The organism is Dendronalium phyllosphericum CENA369, assembly GCF_016056275.1.
GTDB classification, from domain to species: Bacteria; Cyanobacteriota; Cyanobacteriia; order Cyanobacteriales; family Nostocaceae; genus Dendronalium; species Dendronalium phyllosphericum.
In genome coordinates, this window is record NZ_JAECZA010000295.1 from 40,122 (window position 1) to 58,193 (window position 18,072).

12 protein-coding genes are annotated in these 18,072 nt (G+C 42.8%); 7 read left to right on the plus strand and 5 right to left on the minus strand.

The features are described from left to right. Positions 1-482: 482 nt before the first annotated feature. The 6 genes from psbQ to I8752_RS33860 all read left to right on the plus strand — a co-directional run bounded on the left by psbQ (position 483) and on the right by I8752_RS33860 (position 6,236). Positions 483-950: a photosystem II protein PsbQ gene (gene psbQ / locus I8752_RS33835; RefSeq protein ID WP_214436540.1), complete on the plus strand. Its 468-nt coding sequence runs from the start codon at positions 483-485 to the stop codon at positions 948-950. A 238-nt stretch (positions 951-1,188) separates the two neighbouring features. Then, entirely contained in the window at positions 1,189-2,301 is a 1,113-nt protein-coding gene (locus I8752_RS33840) for an NAD(P)/FAD-dependent oxidoreductase (RefSeq protein WP_214436541.1), read from the plus strand. Between the two features lie 70 nt (positions 2,302-2,371). Next, complete coding sequence (locus I8752_RS33845) at positions 2,372-3,223, plus strand: alpha/beta fold hydrolase (RefSeq protein ID WP_214436542.1); 852 nt, start codon at positions 2,372-2,374, stop codon at positions 3,221-3,223. A gap of 291 nt (positions 3,224-3,514) precedes the next feature. Continuing rightward, positions 3,515-4,096, plus strand: a complete 582-nt coding sequence (hemJ, locus tag I8752_RS33850) for a protoporphyrinogen oxidase HemJ (protein ID WP_214436543.1) — start codon at positions 3,515-3,517, stop codon at positions 4,094-4,096. A 69-nt stretch (positions 4,097-4,165) separates the two neighbouring features. Continuing rightward, positions 4,166-4,648: a hypothetical protein gene (locus I8752_RS33855; RefSeq protein WP_214436544.1), complete on the plus strand. Its 483-nt coding sequence runs from the start codon at positions 4,166-4,168 to the stop codon at positions 4,646-4,648. Between the two features lie 583 nt (positions 4,649-5,231). Next, positions 5,232-6,236, plus strand: a complete 1,005-nt coding sequence (locus tag I8752_RS33860) for a spore photoproduct lyase family protein (protein ID WP_214436552.1) — start codon at positions 5,232-5,234, stop codon at positions 6,234-6,236. Positions 6,237-6,367: 131 nt separating this feature from the next. Here I8752_RS33860 and I8752_RS33865 read toward each other — a convergent pair whose 3' ends face one another. The 3 genes from I8752_RS33865 to I8752_RS33875 form a co-directional block, all read right to left on the minus strand. Next, positions 6,368-9,511: an efflux RND transporter permease subunit gene (locus I8752_RS33865; protein ID WP_214436545.1), complete on the minus strand. Its 3,144-nt coding sequence runs from the start codon at positions 9,509-9,511 to the stop codon at positions 6,368-6,370. 166 nt (positions 9,512-9,677) lie between these two features. Next, entirely contained in the window at positions 9,678-12,788 is a 3,111-nt protein-coding gene (locus I8752_RS33870) for an efflux RND transporter permease subunit (RefSeq protein ID WP_214436546.1), read from the minus strand. Then, the gene (locus I8752_RS33875) at positions 12,785-14,296 is read right to left on the minus strand and encodes an efflux RND transporter periplasmic adaptor subunit (protein ID WP_214436547.1); all 1,512 of its coding nucleotides are present in this window, start codon (positions 14,294-14,296) and stop codon (positions 12,785-12,787) included. The genes I8752_RS33870 and I8752_RS33875 overlap by 4 nt, the downstream gene beginning before the upstream one ends. Positions 14,297-15,282: 986 nt before the next feature. Here I8752_RS33875 and I8752_RS33880 point away from each other — a divergent pair. Continuing rightward, on the plus strand, positions 15,283-15,951 hold the full coding sequence (locus tag I8752_RS33880) for a hypothetical protein (RefSeq protein WP_214436548.1): 669 nt from the start codon (positions 15,283-15,285) through the stop codon (positions 15,949-15,951). Positions 15,952-16,531: 580 nt separating this feature from the next. Here I8752_RS33880 and cas6 read toward each other — a convergent pair. Further along, positions 16,532-17,713, minus strand: a complete 1,182-nt coding sequence (gene cas6 / locus I8752_RS33885; RefSeq protein WP_214436553.1) for a CRISPR-associated endoribonuclease Cas6 — start codon at positions 17,711-17,713, stop codon at positions 16,532-16,534. Positions 17,714-17,895: 182 nt separating this feature from the next. Further along, positions 17,896-18,045, minus strand: coding sequence for an HNH endonuclease signature motif containing protein (locus tag I8752_RS33890; RefSeq protein ID WP_318780929.1), 150 nt, complete (start codon positions 18,043-18,045; stop codon positions 17,896-17,898). Positions 18,046-18,072 lie beyond the last annotated feature (27 nt).

Sequence of the window (18,072 nt, forward strand, 5' to 3'; positions counted from 1 at the left end):
TTGCATATTAAAAAAAAATGATTGTGCAAGAACTAACATTGATAAAAAGTGTATTTGTAATCCCAATCACAAAAAATCTCATGCTTTTTAAGCGTATTTTGTCAGTATATCGAGTGAAGTCATACCAATTTGTAATTCGTAATTCGTAATACTTCGACTACGCTCAGTACAAGTTCGTAATTAAAAAATTCCCATTTAGTTTAGGTTTCTGGGTTTGGCTCTCAAAGCAAACACATCTCAAGTAAAATAATGCTTTAATAGCAAGGGTTTGGGCGTTTTATGATTTAGCCGATTTTTTCATCAATATCCTTACCCAGCAAGGGTTTTAACTGTTAAAAGTACTATTTAATACATAAAATTGAATCTCTATTGCTGACTTACCATTCAGGGGAGTTGTTTAAAAGTCAAACTAGAGTGAACGATAAATTACCCTAGCGATCTAAAATGACACTGGTAATCGGCAAACAAATTAAGTTCTGTTTATGGCGCGTCAACGCTCGATTTTTTCATTAATTCTGGTATTATTGGCCACCTTCCTCATCAGTTGTGGCGGCCCTAACGTCGCAGTTGCACCCCCGACTTATACAACAGCGCAACTGGAGAAAATTCAAACATACGCCCCGGAAATTCAGGCTGTGCGCGATCGCGCAGAAGAATTGCAAAACCTGATCCAAAAGAAAGACTGGATATTTGTGAGCAATTTTATACATGGCCCTATCACGGAAGCAAGGTTGAGTATGACTTATGTCATTCCCAATCTTTTGCCCAAGGAGCAACCCGAAGCACGTAAGATCACAAAGGATTTGTTTAATCACTTAGTTAAAATCAATCAAGCTGCTCTCGATCGCAACTCTCTAGTTGCTTTTGATAACTACGAAGCTGCTTTCGAGGACATTGACAAATTCCTGCAACTGCTTCCTGAGACAAGTACTCAAGCAGAAGCAAGTTAGGCACGAAGTTAAGATGGGCAGAAGAGGATGAGGGAGATGAGGGAGATGAGGAGGATGAGGGAGATGAAGAGGATGAGGAGGATGAGGGGGATGAGGGGGAATAATAATTGTTCGCTTACTTTCTTATCTTCTCCCCCTACTCCCTCATCTCCCCCTACTCCCTCATCTCCCCCTACTCCCTCATCTCCCCCTACTTCCTCATCTCCCCCTACTCCCTCATCTCCCCCTCAAAACAGCAATGAGTCATGTAGTTATCATCGGTTGTGGCGTGGTTGGGGCGGCGATCGCTTACGAACTAAGTCAAGTCCAAGGGCTAAAAATTACTATTTTCGACCGTCAGCCACCCGCACAAGCTTCTACAGGGGCAGCGCTTGGCGTTTTGATGGGCGTAATTAGCCAGAAAATCAAGGGCAAGGCCTGGCAGATGCGACAAACTAGCATCCAACGCTACGAAACTTTAATTCCCGAATTGGAAACTTTAACAAATCGCCGAATCCCCTTTAATCGCCAGGGAATTCTCAGCCTTTGCAGTGAGGAAGATAATTTAGCAGCATGGGAAAACCTAGTGGCAATTCGCCATTCACAAGGTTGGCGGTTAGAAATTTGGGAGGCGGCAAAACTTAAAGATATCTGCCCTCAAATTAATATCGAAAAAATTATCGGCGCTGTTTATTCTCCCCAAGACCGTCAAATCGATCCAACTGCCCTAACGTTAGCTTTAGTTGAAGCAGCCCAAGACAAAGGTGTAACTTTCAAATTTGGTGTGACTGTTCTGGGTGTGCCAACGCCTGAAAAAAATACTTTGGAAACGCCTGGCAAATGTAATTTAGTTGAGACTACAGAGGGAAAAATTGCCGCAGATTGGATTGTAATTGCCGCTGGGCTGGGTTCAACGCCATTACTCACCCAGTTAAATCAGACGCTTAATATTCGTCCTGTACTGGGGCAAGCACTGCAACTAAGTTTAAGGCATTCATTAGGCAATCCCGACTTTCAACCAGCCATCACTGGTAATGATGTTCATATCGTCCCTGTAGGTGGTGGAAGCTACTGGGTAGGTGCAACAGTGGAATTTCCTACAAATGGCGATGAAATACCGCCAAATCTAGAACTATTAGAGTCTGTTAGACAGCAAGCGATCGCATTTTGTCCAGAGTTAGCTACAGCAGATGTTATCCGCACTTGGTCGGGATTGCGTCCCCGCCCCGAAGGACGACCAGCACCAGTTATCGAGCGACTACCAGGGTTTAGTAATGTCCTCCTCGCTACCGGACACTATCGCAACGGCGTTCTACTCGCACCCGCAACAGCTCGTGCAATTCGTGAGATGATTATTCCTGGGAATTCTTAATAAAAAATACCTTTTTATCTTTGCGCTTTTGCATGAGGCGCTGACCTTCAAAACCCAGGAAAATAATAGCGTGTCTTTAACAGAACATCAAATCACAGTAGATTCTCTAGAATGGTTTTATCGGGAATCTTCACCAATTGGCAGAACTGACTTGTTGCCTGTAGTCTTGCTGCATGGTTTAGTTTCACAAAGTTACAGTTGGCGTAATATTTTACCAGCTTTAGCAAATCAGGGAACAAGAGCGATCGCGCCTGATTGGATTGGGTCTGGTTCTTCTGCAAAACCAGAAAAACGAGATTTTGCTTATACACCCGATGCATATATTACAGCTTTAGAAGGATTTATTAAAGCATTAGAAATTGAGCGTTTTTCTTTAGTTGTCCAAGGTTTTTTAGGCTCTGTAGGACTACAATATGCCTTGCGTCACCCAGAACAAATTGCCAACACAGCTATTCTCAATACACCAATTTCCACTGCTGCTAAATTACCTTGGAAAATTAAACAAATGGGTTTACCTTTAGCAGGTGAAGTGATGACACAAGACCCTCTATTAGTCGATCGAACTCTAGAAGGTGGTAGCCGTTACCGTATAGAAGATAAGGATTTAGATGTTTATCGAAAACCTTTTTTGAAAACTTCGTCTGTAGGACGCGCCCTTCTAGCAAGTATTCGTAACTTGCAACTCGAAAAAGCAATGACAGAAATTGAATCTGGCTTCAAAGAATGGCAACAGCCAATTCTGATTCAATGGGGTATGATTGACCCTTGGTTATCTGTAGACACAGCACAAAAATTTGCCGATTCTGTGGCAAATGCTGAATTAGTCAAACTTAATAATGTCGGTCATTACCCTCAAGAACACTACCACAAAACGATTCTAGAAGACCTTTTGCCCTTTATACGTCGCTCTGAATCTAATTAACTTATACAGCGTTTTTCAGGTAAATGAAGTACGCCCGTAGGGGCGCTGTTACGTTCGCCCTTACGGGCGTACTCATGTGTAGCAAAGATTATTGAAATTTGTATAATTTAACATTGATAATTTGTCAATAAATTACTGACAATTTTCACGCTAATTCACACTTCTTTATCTATCTATAGCCTTGGCATTTGTTCGGGCAAGAGGTTTTGCCGTAACCTGATAATGAGAGGACTTGTAGTAATTTAGGCAATTGCTAAGTCAGAACGAATTGATAAAGGCAGGTTAGGATTCATGGCTTATTCCTGGTTTAAAGCGTTTCATATTATCGGGATTGTAGTTTGGTTTGCTGGGTTATTCTACTTGGTACGTCTTTTTATCTATCATATTGAAGCTAACCAAGAACCCGAACCAGCACGCACGATACTGAAAAATCAGTATCAGATTATGGAAAAACGCCTCTACCGTATCATCACGACCCCAGGAATGTTGGTGACAGTAGCGATGGCAATTGGTTTACTAACCACTGAACCGGATGTATTAAAAGAAGGTTGGTTACACATCAAACTTCTATTTGTTGCCCTTTTACTTGCTTATCATCATTATTGCGGTCGTCTGATGAAGCAGTTAGCAGCAGATGAATGTCGCTGGAATAGTCAGCAGATGCGTGCTTTAAATGAAGCACCCACAGTTATGTTAATGGTAATTGTGTTACTGGCTGTGTTCAAAAATAATTTACCGACAGATATTACTGCTTGGTTAATTTTTGGTTCGATTATTTTGATGGCGGTAACTATTCAGCTTTATGCCAAAAAACGCAAGCGCGATAAAGAAAAGCTAACAGCACAGATAGGACAACCCCAAGAACAAAGTTAGACAAGATTACCTGAGATATTCTACATTAAGAAATGTTAAAAAAATAGATTTGGTATCTCAGGCGTAAATATGTCTAGTAAACCTTTGGGTAAACCCCATCCATTGTGGCGAGTTCTTCTATTGTCTGTTGTTACCCTAATGCTATATTACGGCTGGTACAAGTGGATAATTCAAGAAGAATTGCGCCGCTACAACGGGTTCGGTTGGTCAGGGACACTGTGTTTAGCACCTTTCGTCTTGGGGATAGTAATTCCCCAAGCTTTACGCATATTCGATCCTGATGTTCCAGGATGGTTTGGTTGGTTTTCGCTATTAGGTATCGTTTGGATTTACATCGTCCAGTTTAAGTTATATAAAACGATAAACGCATTGTACTGCCAAGAAGGAATGAAAGCACCGCTTGTAGTTTGGTGGATATTTATACCTGGATTAAATTTAATTGTTGGCTTGAGACAGATTCACTTTTTGAGCCAACTTTGGGCAAAAAAACAGGGAGTAAAAATTCCAGATTCGCTGGCTGAAAATATTCCGCTGCTATCTGGCAATACTTAACAGAGGAAAGAATAAATCATATGATTTATTCAACAAGAGATTCCTAAACTACGCCGTCTATACCAAGCTACAAATCGAACAGTCAAGATAATCATTGACGTGTTGAAGTTCCTTGGTTGAAGAGATTCCAGCCAAGCAGGAGTACAAGCAGGGGAGGGAAACTACTACTGTTTAATTCAGTAACATCCGCTCATTAATAACTATAAATTCTCGACTCTGATTTTAAAATAGAGTTATGGCAATCCTAGATATCTACTAAATATCAAAAGTATAGTTTGGAGAAATTAATGTTTTAATCAATAGCAAAAAACTCAAAGAGTGCAAAAAACAGAGAAACACAAAATTTCCCTACTATTTAGGACTGCTATAAATTGTACAAATCACTTTAAATTCAATGAATTAGCAGCAATTTAATTGTTTTGGCGCAAAATAGCCTTTAATTTTTCATAACAATTAATTTCATCTGTTAAAGAACATAAATTGCAGATATCAGCTAGAGAGATAACGGAGAGCGATTTTGCTGAATCTAATCAAAGATACTGTATCAGGAACAGATCCACTAACACCAGCAACAAGGTTGTGGATGCCTGAACAAGTAATGTTTACTCCTGCTGCTTTAAACGAGCCTTGGGGACAGAAGATTTTTGAGCGCGTGCAGTCACTTAATTTACCAATAAAAGAGTTATCACATAACCGTCTGACTGGCTTACGCGGTCAAGACGATCGCCAGACTTATAATATTGCCAAGCGTACTTTGGCGGTTGTCACTGCACCACCCAGTCACTTCAAGCTAAGTCCGATTCCACCATCGGCTGACTGGCAATTTCACATTGCTGAGGGTTGTCCAGCACACTGCCAATACTGTTATCTAGCCGGTAGTTTATCAGGGCCGCCAGTTATTCGCACTTTCGCTAACTTACCACAAATCTTAGAGAACTTAACTACCTACGAACGACCAGAACAACTAACAACTTATGAAGTTAGTTGCTACACTGACCCACTAGGTATTGAGCATTTAACAGGTAGTCTTGCCGAGTGTATTCGTCACTTTGGTACTCGTAGCAATGCACATTTACGCTGGGTATCAAAGTTTGATGCCGTAGATAACTTACTCGATTTACCTCACAATGGTCATACTCACTGCCGCATGAGCGTCAATGCTGCACCCATTTCGATGAAGTTTGAAGGCGGTACAGCATCTGTAGCATCACGACTTGGGGCGTTGCGTAAGTTAGCCGATAGTGGGTATCAGATAGGATTGGTAATCGCGCCAATTATGCCCATAGATGATTGGCAAGTACACTACAGCCGATTGTTTAACTTAATTAGCGAAGCGCTTGATATCAATTGTCACCTGACTTTTGAGCTAATTTCGCACCGCTTTACACCAGGCTCAAAAGAAGTTTTACAGACTTGGTATCCGCAATCCAAATTAGATATGGATGAGGAAAAACGCCTGATTAAGCGCCATAAGTTTGGCGGAATTAAGTATGTTTATGATGTTGACACAATGAAAGTAATGAAGCGCTTTTTTCAGAGTGAGATTCAACAGCGTTTTCCAAATGCTGAGATTTTATATTGGACTTAATACCAATTTGAAAAAAGAATGCAAAAGATATCTTGGTAGGGGCGTTATTATACCATTTAACCAAATAAATGATACAAATAATCTTTCCTCTGCCCTCCCTGTTTCCTGTCCTAAAGCGATGGGATATTTTTTTATTTGGAAGTCCCTGATATGCGCTTGGGTTTCTTGGTAAAGAAAACACGCGGTAATTTCAGTCCATTCATCTGTTTGCGCCATGCTTCGGCGTAAGTGTAGAACACTGGAGTCAGATAGAGAGTTAATATCTGAGAGAACATTAAGCCACCAACGATCGCAATACCTAAAGGACGACGCGCTTCTGAACCTACACCTGTTCCCAAGGCAATAGGGAGCGTACCAATTAAAGCAGCCATCGTCGTCATCATAATTGGGCGGAAGCGAATCAAACAAGCAGCATAAATAGCATTCAATGGGCTTTTTCCTTCCTTTCTCTGCGCTTCTATGGCAAAGTCCACCAGCATGATGCCGTTTTTCTTAACGATACCCACCAGTAAGATAATACCGATGAAAGAGTAAAGATTCAAATCTACCTGAAAAATCAGCAGTGTGAGTAATGCACCAAAACCTGCCGACGGTAAACCAGAAAGAATCGTTAGAGGGTGAATGAAATCCTCATAAAGGATACCGAGAATCAGATAAATCACCACAATAGACACCAACAACAGCCAGCCTAAATCGTTGAAAGACTGTTGAAAAGTCTGAGCGGAACCTTGAAAGCTAGTCGTAACTGTTGATGGTAGCACTTCACGCGCCGCTTGCTTGATGGCATCTGTAGCTTGGCTCAGAGATGTTCCTGGTAGGATGTCAAAAGAGATAGTTGCAGAGGGAAGTTGAGCAACGTGGGTGACGGTGAGGGGGCCGACATTCTCCGTAATTTTTGCGATCGCACTCAGGGGAACCTGTTGCCCATTACTCGATTGCACATAGAGCATCGATAAAGCGGTAGGATCTCGCTGAAACTGCGGCATTACTTCTAAAATCACATAAAACTGATCGCTGGGAGTATAAATAGTCGAAACTTGGCTGGAACCGTAGGCAGTACTGAGAGTTTGTTCGATCTGTTGTGCTGTAATTCCTAAAGTTGCGGCTTTGTTATGGTCAACTTGGACTTGTACTTGGGGAGTGCTGAGTTGCAAGTCGCTATCAACGTCCCGGAGTCCTGGTAAGGTTTTGACTTTTGCCAAAAGTTGTGGAACATATTGCCGCAGGTCTTGCAAGTTTAAGCTTTGCAAACTGAACTGATACTGAGAATTAGTTTGTTGACCGCCGATGGGAATGGCAGACGGAGAACGTAAGAAAGCCTGAATTCCCGTGACGCGCCTTAACTTCGGATTGAGTTCTTGAATAATTTGGTCGGCACTAAGTTGACGTTGGGAACGCGGTTTCAAGCGGATGGTAATCCGTCCAGAATTGACTGCGGCATTCGGCCCGCTTGCGCCCACAGTCGAGTCAATGGCTTCAATGTTGGGGTCTTGACGAATGATGTCAACAATTGCCTGCTGATGAAGCAGCATATCATTAAAAGATATATCTTGCGCTGCTTTCGTGTTTCCCATCAGTTGTCCGGTGTCTTCTGTGGGAATGAATCCTTTGGGAACGACGACAAACAGATAAACAGTCATTAAAACAATAATTCCAGAAGCAATCAGGGTGATGAAGCGAAATTGCAAAACAGGTTGAAGCGTCCAATCGTATAGCCGCAATAGTAAATTAAATCCTCCCTCAAAGATCCGAAATAGGAGATTTTGCTTTTGCTGATGAGATGAACTACCGAGAAAGCGACTGCATAACATTGGCGTGAGGCTGAGGGAAACAAAACCCGAAACCAAAATTGCCACAGCGATTGTGACAGCAAACTCATGAAATAACCGCCCGATTAACCCACTCATGAACATAATCGGGATAAACACCGCTACCAGCGAAAGCGTCATTGAGACAATTGTGAAGCTGATTTCACTTGAGCCTTTGAGTGCAGCTTCTAAGGGAGATGCTCCCATTTCTCGATAACGGACAATATTTTCTAACACCACGATCGCATCATCAACCACAAAGCCGACAGAAAGTGTCAACGCCATCAGTGAGAGGTTATCTAGGGAGTAGCCTAAAAGATACATGGCGCTGAAAGTACCGATGATTGCTACAGGTAAAGCCAAACTCGGAATCACTGTAGCTGTCAGGTCGCGCAAGAATAAGAAGATAACTAAAACAACTAGACATATTGAGATAAATAGAGTAAATTTTACATCGTCAACCGAAGCTCGAATCGTTTGAGAGCGATCGTACATAATGCCCATAGCGATCGATTGCGGAACTTGTTGGCGGAGTGTGGGCAAAAGTTGCTGGATAGCATCGACGATTTCCACAGTATTAGCACCCGGCTGCGGCTGCACTGCCAAAACAACAGAGTGCTGATTCTTCACCTTGTCATCGCTGTATAAATTTGAAACTTTGATATTCTGTTCGCTGTCCAGCACTTGTCCCAAATCTTGCAAGCGTACCGCTGCCCCATTTTTGTAAGTGACAATAAGCGATCGATACCCAGCCGCATCGGTAAGTTGACCGTTCGCCTGAATCATATAACTTTTGTCAGGCCCGGAGAGACTCCCAGTCGGTAAATTCACGTTTCCCTGTTGAATTGCCGTCTTCACTTGATTCAAGCCAATACCTCGCGCTGCCAACTCTCGCGGATCGAGCTGGACGCGGACAGCATACTGCTGTTGACCAAATACCTGTACTTGAGCAACACCATTAATCGTTGAAATTGGCTGACCGACCGTTACCTCAGCGTATTCGTCCACCGCAGAGATCGGCAGAGTATTAGAATACATGTATAAAAAGATAATTGGTGAAACCGAGGGATTCACCTTGCGGTAAGTGGGTGGGTGAGGCATTCCGGCTGGCAATTGTCCCGCTGCTGCGGAAATCGCTGCTTGTACATCTTTCGCCACATCTTCAACTCGGCGGCTGAAGTCAAATTGTAGAGAAATATTCGTACTGCCAGTAGAACTGGTGGAATTAAATGAATTGAGTCCGGCTATTTCAGTAAATTGTCTTTCTAAGGGCGCGGCTACAGCAGATGCCATCGTTTCAGGGGTAGCGCCAGGAAGACTAGCAGAGACAGAGATAAAGGGATATTCGACGTTAGGCAACGCACTGATTGGTAATAATACGTAACTCATGAGACCAAAAATCACAATACCCATCATTACCAAAGTGGTCATGACCGGACGACGAATGAAGAGTTCTGAAAGGTTCATGAGTTTATAACCGTAATTCGTAATTCGTAATTAAAAAATGCAGAATTTATGAGGGTTTCGAGGTTTAAATCTGTTGCTAAATTTTAGAGAATTAGTATTAGTTCTCCAAGGCATATCTTTTTTGCTCTCGTGCAAAGACGCTTTACGTAAAATCAAAAAATCTGGTTCATTTAAACGAGAAAACCCGACGGAACTTCACCTGAGTGAGCTTGTTCCGCCAAGATTCCATGTAGATATAGAACACAGGAGTTAAATACAGCGTCAAAATTTGGGAAAACAACAACCCGCCGACAACTGCAATTCCCAAAGGACGGCGAGATTCAGCACCAGCCCCAAATCCGATCGCAATTGGTAATGTCCCCATCAGTGCTGCCATTGTGGTCATCATAATCGGGCGAAACCTGACGAGACAGGCTTGATAAATTGCCTCAAAGGGCTTTTTCATTTCTTGTTGCTGGGCTTCAATGGCAAAGTCAACCATCATAATCCCGTTTTTCTTAACGATACCCACTAAGAGAATCATGCCGATGAAGGAGTAAACATTGAGTTCGACATGGAAAAATAACAGCGTTAATAATGCCCCAAAGCCTGCGGAAGGCAAACCCGAAAGAATCGTAATCGGGTGAATAAAATCTTCGTAGAGAATCCCTAAAATCAGATAAATCACTAAAATCGCAATCAGCAGCAGCAAACCCAAACTCGGTAGCGAACTTTGAAATACCTGACTCGCTCCTTGGAAATTTGTGGTAATACTACCAGGGATCGCTGTCTGAATCAGCTTTTCAACTTTTTCGTTGGCAGTTCCCAAGGATACGCCAGGAGCGAGGTTATAGGAAATTGTGGCAGCATTCATCCGACCGACATGATTTACCATCAATGGAGTGATTCCCTGAGATAATTTAGCGAATGTCTTTAGGGGAACCGCCTGCCCACTGCTAGAGTTGACGTACAGTGTCATTAAGGCATTAATATCTTGCTGATACTGAGGTTCTAATTCTAGGATGACTTGATATTCGTTGCTGGCTGCGTAGATGGTTGACACTTGGTAAGAACCATAGGCATTTCTGAGGGTGTTTTCGATTTGCTCGGCGGTAATGTTATAAGTTGAAGCTCTATCGCGATCGATGTCTATTTTCACTTGAGAAGTAAATTGCACATCGCTATTGACATCCTGGAGTTCTGCTAAAGTCTTCATCTTTTCCACCAGTTGCGGTACATACTCCTGCAAAGGTTGGACATCGGTACTTTGCAGCGCAATTTGATAAAGTCCTGTGCTTTGCTGCGTCCCAATGGGAATCGCTGGGGGATTCTGTAAAAACACTTGAATACCCGGAACAGTAGCGAGTTTTGTCCGCAGTTCTTGTACAATATCGTCGGCAGTGAGTTGGCGCTGATTTCGCGGCTTGAGTCGAATAAACAGGCTGCCAGTATTTTGGGGAACTGCTGCGCCGCTACCACTTGCACTAGCCCCAGCCCCAATATTGGAGTTGACTGCATCTACGTTCGGGTCTTGACGAATCAAGTCGGCAACTGCCTGTTGATGCCGCATTAAGTCATCAAAGGATGCATCTTGGGCAGCTTGAGTAATGCCTGTGATTTGTCCGGTATCTTCGCTGGGAATGAAGCCTTTGGGAACGATTACGAACAATCCAATTGTGACGATAAACACGATCGCCGATAAAATCATTGTCGTGCGGTGATATTTTAAGGCTTTTTTCAAGCTCCAATCGTACAAAGCTAAAAAGCGATCGAATACATACTCGGAAGCCTGATACAATCGACTTTGATGGCTGCGATCCACAGGACGCAGAAAGCGGCTGCACAACATTGGTGTTAGCGTCAAAGAAACAAAGCCAGATACTAAAATTGCCACAGCGATCGTCACCGCAAATTCGTGAAATAATCGTCCCAACAATTCACTCATGAATAACATCGGGATGAAGACTGCGACTAACGAAAGTGTCATCGAAAGAATCGTAAAACCAATTTCTTTTGACCCATTCAACGCCGCATCTAGGGGACGTTCTCCCATTTCCATGTGACGAACGATATTTTCTAACATAACGATCGCATCGTCCACCACAAAGCCCACAGATAAAGTCAAGGCCATCAATGACAAGTTATCTAGGGAGTAATGCAGCAAGTACATGACTGCAAATGTTCCAATCAGCGACACGGGTAATGCCAGACTGGGTATCACCGTTGCCGAAAGGTTCCGCAAAAACAGGAAAATTACTAAGATAACGAGAGCGATCGTTAATATCAAGGTAAATCGCACATCATCTACAGAATCTCGAATCGATTGAGATGCATCGTATAAAATCCCAATTTCCACGGATGCCGGAATTTGCTCGCTCAAGTTCGGTAGCAACTTCTTAATCGTGTCTACCACTTCTACTGTATTGGTTCCGGGCTGTCTTTGAATCGTAATAATAATTGCACGGGTGTTGTTATACCAACTTGCTATTTTGTTATTTTCTACACTGTCAATTACCCGACCTAATTGCTCTAGATAAACGGGCATTCCATCTTTGTAAGTCACAATCAACTGGCGATAAGCAGCGGCATCCTGAAGCTGACCGTTGGTCTGCACTGTATAGTTTTTGTGACTTCCTGAAAGACTGCCAGTAGGTAAATTGACGTTTCCTTGCTCAATTGCCGTTGCCACTTGCTCTAAACCAATTTGCCGAACTGCTAATTGCTGCGGATCGAGTTGAATTCGCGCCGCATACTTTTGGGAACCGTAAACAGCTACCTGGGCAACTCCATTGATTGTAGATAGCTTTTGTGCTAGGTAAGTCTCGGCATAGTTGTCTACTTCTGAAAGCGGCAGAGTCGGAGAGTCTAAGTAAAGGTAGAGAATCGGTTGGTCTGCGGGGTTAACCTTGCTATAAGTGGGAGGATTGGGTAAATCATCGGCAATTTGCCCGGATGCTGCCGATATCGCTGCTTCTACATCTTGGGCAGCATCGTCAATGTTACGACTGAGATTAAATTGCAGCGTAATTTGAGTATTACCTAAAGTGCTAGTCGAGTTGAGCGAATCGAGTCCGGCAATACTAGAAAACTGCTTTTCTAATGGGCGGGTTACCGATGCTGCCATTGTTTCGGGGCTGGCTCCCGGTCGAGCAGCGCTGACTTGAATGGTCGGATAATCTACACTTGGTAAATCGCTGATTGGTAGCAAGCGATAACTCATGAAACCGAAAATTAAAATCCCTGCTACTAGCAGAGTTGTCATGATTGGGCGGCGGACAAACAGTTCCGAAAGGTTCATGAATTACCTCCGCTTGACCCTGAAGAACGATGTTTTCTTGGCTGTTCATTGCCGCTTGGTGAATTTAAACCAGTTTTGATGCGGATTTTGCTGCCAGAAACTAGATTTGCTTGCCCGTCTGTGACCACTTGACTTCCTGGTTGTGGCCCTTTCTCAATTACGTCTAAGCCATTAATCGTATTACTGACGGTAACGGGAACATTTTCTACTGTCATATCTGGCTTCACCACGAACACAAATTGACCGTTTGGCCCGTTCTGTACTGCTTGCGCGGGAACCACAGTAGCATTTGGTTGTTGAGTCAGCGTCAAGGTTGCGTTGACAAATTGACCGGGAAATAGATGTCCTTGGGCGTTGTCAAAATCGCCAATCAGTTGAATCGTACCTGTGGTGTTATCCACCGTATTATTGACAAACGACAAAACCCCTGGTATTGAATTGCCGTTACTATCGGGAAACGTCACATCTACCTTCAGCTTGCCATTCTGCATATACTTTTGCACCTGCGGTAGATTCGTTTCGGGTATCGAAAAAGCAACTTGAATAGGACGAATTTGAGCAATGGTGACTAAGGCAGTTGTGCTGTTAGCTTGGACGACATTGCCTTGAGTTACTAGGATGTTACCAGCACGACCGCTAATCGGGGCATAAATTTTGGAGTAGGATAATTGCACTTGGGCGTTGTCTAATGCTCCTTGGTCTGCGCGGACAACCGCTTCGGCATTGGCGATCGCAGCTTGGTCGCCCTTAACAACTGCCTGAGCATTCTGAATCGCTACTAAGTCTGATTTCACACCTGCTTGGTCGTTGGCGATCGCTTCTCGATCTGCTTGCAGAGTTGCCGCAGCCGAACGGCTATTGGCAGAATATTGCTGTGCTTGATCCTGGCTAATAGCGCCTTTGCTGTACAATTGGTTGTAGCGATCGCTTTGTCCTTGGGCGTATTCTGCTTGTGCTCGATCCTTGGCCAAAGTCGCCTGGGCTTGTTTTACTAGCGCTTGGTCTTTGACTAATGTCGCTTGGGCTTGTTGTATTAGTCCTAAGTCTTTAGCCAATGTTGCTCTAGCTTGTTGTACCTGCGCTTGGTCTTTGGCCACAGTTCCTTGAGCTTGTTGGATTGCAGCATTTTGCGATCGGTCATCCAGCGCAAACAGCAGTTGTCCTTTTTGTACGTCCTGACCTTTTTTGAAATAAACTCCAGTAATCCGCCCACTAGCTTCAGGCGTAACTGATACCGTAGAAGCTGCTTGCACATTCCCAATCGCCTGTAATTGCACTGGTACTGTTTTTTGGCCGATCGTCGCTACAGTTACAGGTGTCACCGCCAGCCTTCCTCTACGTTCGGATTTGGTATTACTAGTATTAGGTTTGGCAAATGCACGAATACCAAAAAAGCCTAAGACGGCGAGTAATAGTACACCAAGTAAAACTAAACCAATTCGGCGTTTATTAGGCTTTAGTTCTAAGTTTTTTTCCTCAAAACTCTCATTAGGAATATCGACTGACATCGGAGACTCCAATAAGTTTAAGTTAATCGTATATTTTGAGTCAGAAGTAACATGAAATCCTTTTTTTCATTAGTGCTAAACTAATCGGTATTTAAGCTGTAAAAGTTCAACCTTGGGATGTGCCTCACAGTTAGCATAGAATTTAGCTTCAGCATTTACATCGACCAAAAAGACTAAACTACTTAGTTAAAAATTACTAAGATCGCTATGACTTTTTTCCTAGTTCAGATTTAACAAATTAGTAAAAATGGTTCTATCTAAGACCATTTAAGCAGCGTAAACAGCAACATCCCTCAAATTCCTTTTATCAAAAGCACTCTACTTGGGCAAAGCCCAAGACCGCACTTCTCTCCGCACGCAACTTCTCTCCGCGTCTCCCCTTCTCCGCATCCCCGCGTCTCGCCTTCTCCGCATCCCCGCGTCTTTCTAAGGCAAAGGATTGTGCAACTTAAAGGCAGATTAGCTTAGTTGGGAGTGAGAGTAGTCCCGAATATAGAAAAGGCGATTGCTAATCAAGAGAACTGCAATCGCCTGTAAACTAAATCGATAACAAATGAAATCATCCCACAAAGCATAGTAAATATACTCTTGCTACCACTTTTACACACCAGCGCCTGAGCGATCGTTTTACGAACACCAAGCAATTGTTAAAGAATAGGAACGACTAAAAGGAGCTTTAGCCGTTCCCTAAAAAATTTGCTATGTTTTACAGTTTAAAAAATAGCTAAATATATGCCTACTTTCTGAAGAAAGATTACAAAAATGTATTTTGTTATACAAACTATAGTAATAATTCCTCAATAACAGCGATCTAAATGCTACTAATCTAATACAATTGCATTGCTAGGAATGACGGTGTCAGTGTCGGAATAGTTCGCCTGAAAAAGGCAAGCGCCGATCCAAAGAAGAAAAATCGCCCCTTGAACTTGACTTGATAATTAATTTGGCTTCTCGGCATGGATGATATTTTTTCAAAAGGAAAAACCATGAAATTATTTCATTACCTTCTGTTGGTTTTACTTATTGGACTGAATTTTATGTTTGCTAAACCCTCCTTAGCAGACCCGCCAAAAATCACAAAAAATCCTGATTATGTAGAAGTAACAAAATCACTCGATCTTCTTCAAGAGCAACTAGCAGTCACAAAATCTGGGCAAGCAACATCAGAGACTTTGACAGCCGAAGACATCCAGAAAAAAATTGATGAATTGTCGTTTCAAAAATATGCTTTAGAAAAAGGCATTAACTGGAGTCAATGTCGTAATGAAACAGACAAAACAATTGCTGTTTATGGCCCCAAACCCAAAAAACCGAAAACGCCCTACGAGAATACACTCTATTTTTTAGGTGCTGGTCAAGCAACACCAACAGAATGGGATTGTCAGGGTATTTATCTACCAAATGACATCAAACTTACTAGTTCAAACACTGACCCCAATCAGCAATTAGAAGGTGCTGTAGCAATCAAAATATTCAAAGGAACGCAATTAATAGCTAAGAACGATGCAGAAACAGGAGCATTAGAATTAAATATTTCTCCTAGTAAATTTTTCAAGTCTGGTGATATTAATTGGTACATTCCCAATGTATCCGAAAGAAATATTGCTTTTAGAGTTCCTGATGTTCCTTTAGGTGGTGAAGAAGAAGCTGATTAAAGCATAAGTTTTCACGAAGAATTCAGCTATCCTGAATTCAGGAGTCTTCAATCAGTCGGGAATTGAGACCCGCGACTGATTGAAGACTCCCAAATTTATGATTTGGAGGGGGTTTTAAACCCGTTTATTCATCCGCTAGTCGCACAGAATTTAAGCTTGTATTCTGGCTCCTGACTCCTGAATTCTGTTTGATAAAATGTGAGGCGTTATGTGTAGCGTCTCTATAAATATACCGCAGCGCTAAAAATTAGCGATGCTATGTAATAGTTTCCATTCATTTGTGTTGGAATTTGTACGGGTGTGGTGTCTACGTTTCAGTCCCCGTGAGGGGTAATGGTTAGTGGAAACAGCTCGTTGCTGAAACTGTTACAGAGCAAGCTTCCTAGGAAGCGATTTGACAAACCTCAAAAACAGGTTGATTTCAGATGCTGTTATTGCAACTATTTCTTAACTTCCTAATTATTAAAATGCTGTAAGCTATTAACTTGTCAAGGTTCTGGCGATTTTGGCAAACTCCCCAGGGTTTTTGACCCCGCTTCGGTTTGCCAAACATCAAGTTGATACAACCATCATACGCCGATTACTGAGGTTTGTCTATAATTTTTTCAGCTGATGCGGTTTGTTCGTTTTGCTTGAGAGCTTTGCGAGCTAATTTTACATAAGTTTTAACTGTTAAAATCGGCATTTCTAAATCCGAGGCGATCGCCTGCAAAGAATCGCCCATTTCTCTACGAGCCAATACAGTTGCCCAGGTTGAGGCAATTCTATCAGTGCGCGAGCCTCCCTTGCGTTTGCGCTGTGCAGTAAATATCTCTGTCAGTTCCTCAATGCGCTCTGCCAACATATTAGCCAGCAATTGAGTAGATGTATTTGACCTTTGTTCCACCCAATCCAACCGAGTTTGTCCCAAACCAAAAGTAGTTTTATGACCTGTACCGCAGTACGGCGCAAGTCTGACTAAAGCATAAAATAGCTGGGTAAATTCTGTGTTGGCTAAAGCTGACCGACTCAAACCCAAGGAAATTGCCCCAGTAAAACCTGTGACTGACCCGCGTTTTCCTGCTGCCACTTTCATCGATTCCAAACGATGCTGGTGAATAATTACCCCCGCGTCTATCCATTCAAGAAATGTTTCTTGTTCTACTGGCATCTGGGAAAAATCGTTCCACCTCCGTAGGTAACTGTGGAAGAGATTTTCTGGTACTGGCAGAGGGAAGTGATTTCCTTTGCGACGAAAACTTGTTGGTGAAATAAAACTGAGATTTACTTGTGATTCTTGTTGTAGCGAGTGCAGTAACTGTGCATAAGTAGTTGGAGCCTGAGCGATATTCACCTGTTTTATCTGTAGAATTGTGCCACTCAAGTCCATAGTTTTTGGTAAGTTGGTTAACCACTGCTTGAGGAACAATGCCACTGTTTGAGACAGCGCATTGATATGCCAATGGTAAATTTGGTTGGCTACTAATTGCAGTTGTTTGCCACTAGGTAGCAGTTGCCCTTCTAGTGCTGAAATGGTAAAGGCTTTTTCTGACTCTCCATCGTGGAGATATGCAGAAAGGTCTGGGTCGATTTGCTGCACTTGCTTTAGAAACCACGCATGAAGTCCAATGCTGTATTGCGAGTAGAGAGAAGCCATTGCTGTTGCCTCCAAGTCAAACACCAAGCCGACTAATTCAGTCTCATCTGCCCATGTCGGCACTGAAGAAGTGGGCGTTAATTTGACTTGAGGCTTGCGCTTGGGGGCTGTGGCTGCTCTGGGCATCGCTTGATTTGGGTTGAAGAATGTCCTATATTTTAGGCGATTTCTATCTCCTTGCGGGGGACTGGTCGAGTGAGCGATCGCAATAAAGTTTACTGGGTAGGGCAGGGATATTGCTATCCCTTTCCCCCCGACAAACCGGACAAGCAAGTTCACCCTGCATCCGGCTTTAGCAAATCCTAGAGCTACCAAGGACTCAATTCATTCTCAATTTCAGAAAGGTGATTCTGTGCATGAGAATGTATTTGTTGATGACAGTAATAATGCACTAGTTCTAAATTAGCGTAACTTTCGTTACCCCCATCACAAAAAGGTATTTTATGGTGTTTTTGTATGGGTTCATCATTGAATAATGATTCTCC

What these genes read in the sequence shown, in the direction of transcription:
- hemJ (WP_214436543.1), top strand. Translation starts at nt 3,515, where the DNA reads ATGGCTTATTCCTGGTTTAAAGCGTTTCATATTATCGGGATTGTAGTT.
- I8752_RS33840 (WP_214436541.1), top strand. Translation starts at nt 1,189, where the DNA reads ATGAGTCATGTAGTTATCATCGGTTGTGGCGTGGTTGGGGCGGCGATC.
- I8752_RS33875 (WP_214436547.1), bottom strand. Translation starts at nt 14,296, where the DNA reads ATGTCAGTCGATATTCCTAATGAGAGTTTTGAGGAAAAAAACTTAGAA.
- I8752_RS33880 (WP_214436548.1), top strand. Translation starts at nt 15,283, where the DNA reads ATGAAATTATTTCATTACCTTCTGTTGGTTTTACTTATTGGACTGAAT.
- I8752_RS33865 (WP_214436545.1), bottom strand. Translation starts at nt 9,511, where the DNA reads ATGAACCTTTCAGAACTCTTCATTCGTCGTCCGGTCATGACCACTTTG.
- cas6 (WP_214436553.1), bottom strand. Translation starts at nt 17,713, where the DNA reads ATGCCCAGAGCAGCCACAGCCCCCAAGCGCAAGCCTCAAGTCAAATTA.
- I8752_RS33855 (WP_214436544.1), top strand. Translation starts at nt 4,166, where the DNA reads ATGTCTAGTAAACCTTTGGGTAAACCCCATCCATTGTGGCGAGTTCTT.
- psbQ (WP_214436540.1), top strand. Translation starts at nt 483, where the DNA reads ATGGCGCGTCAACGCTCGATTTTTTCATTAATTCTGGTATTATTGGCC.
- I8752_RS33870 (WP_214436546.1), bottom strand. Translation starts at nt 12,788, where the DNA reads ATGAACCTTTCGGAACTGTTTGTCCGCCGCCCAATCATGACAACTCTG.
- I8752_RS33860 (WP_214436552.1), top strand. Translation starts at nt 5,232, where the DNA reads ATGCCTGAACAAGTAATGTTTACTCCTGCTGCTTTAAACGAGCCTTGG.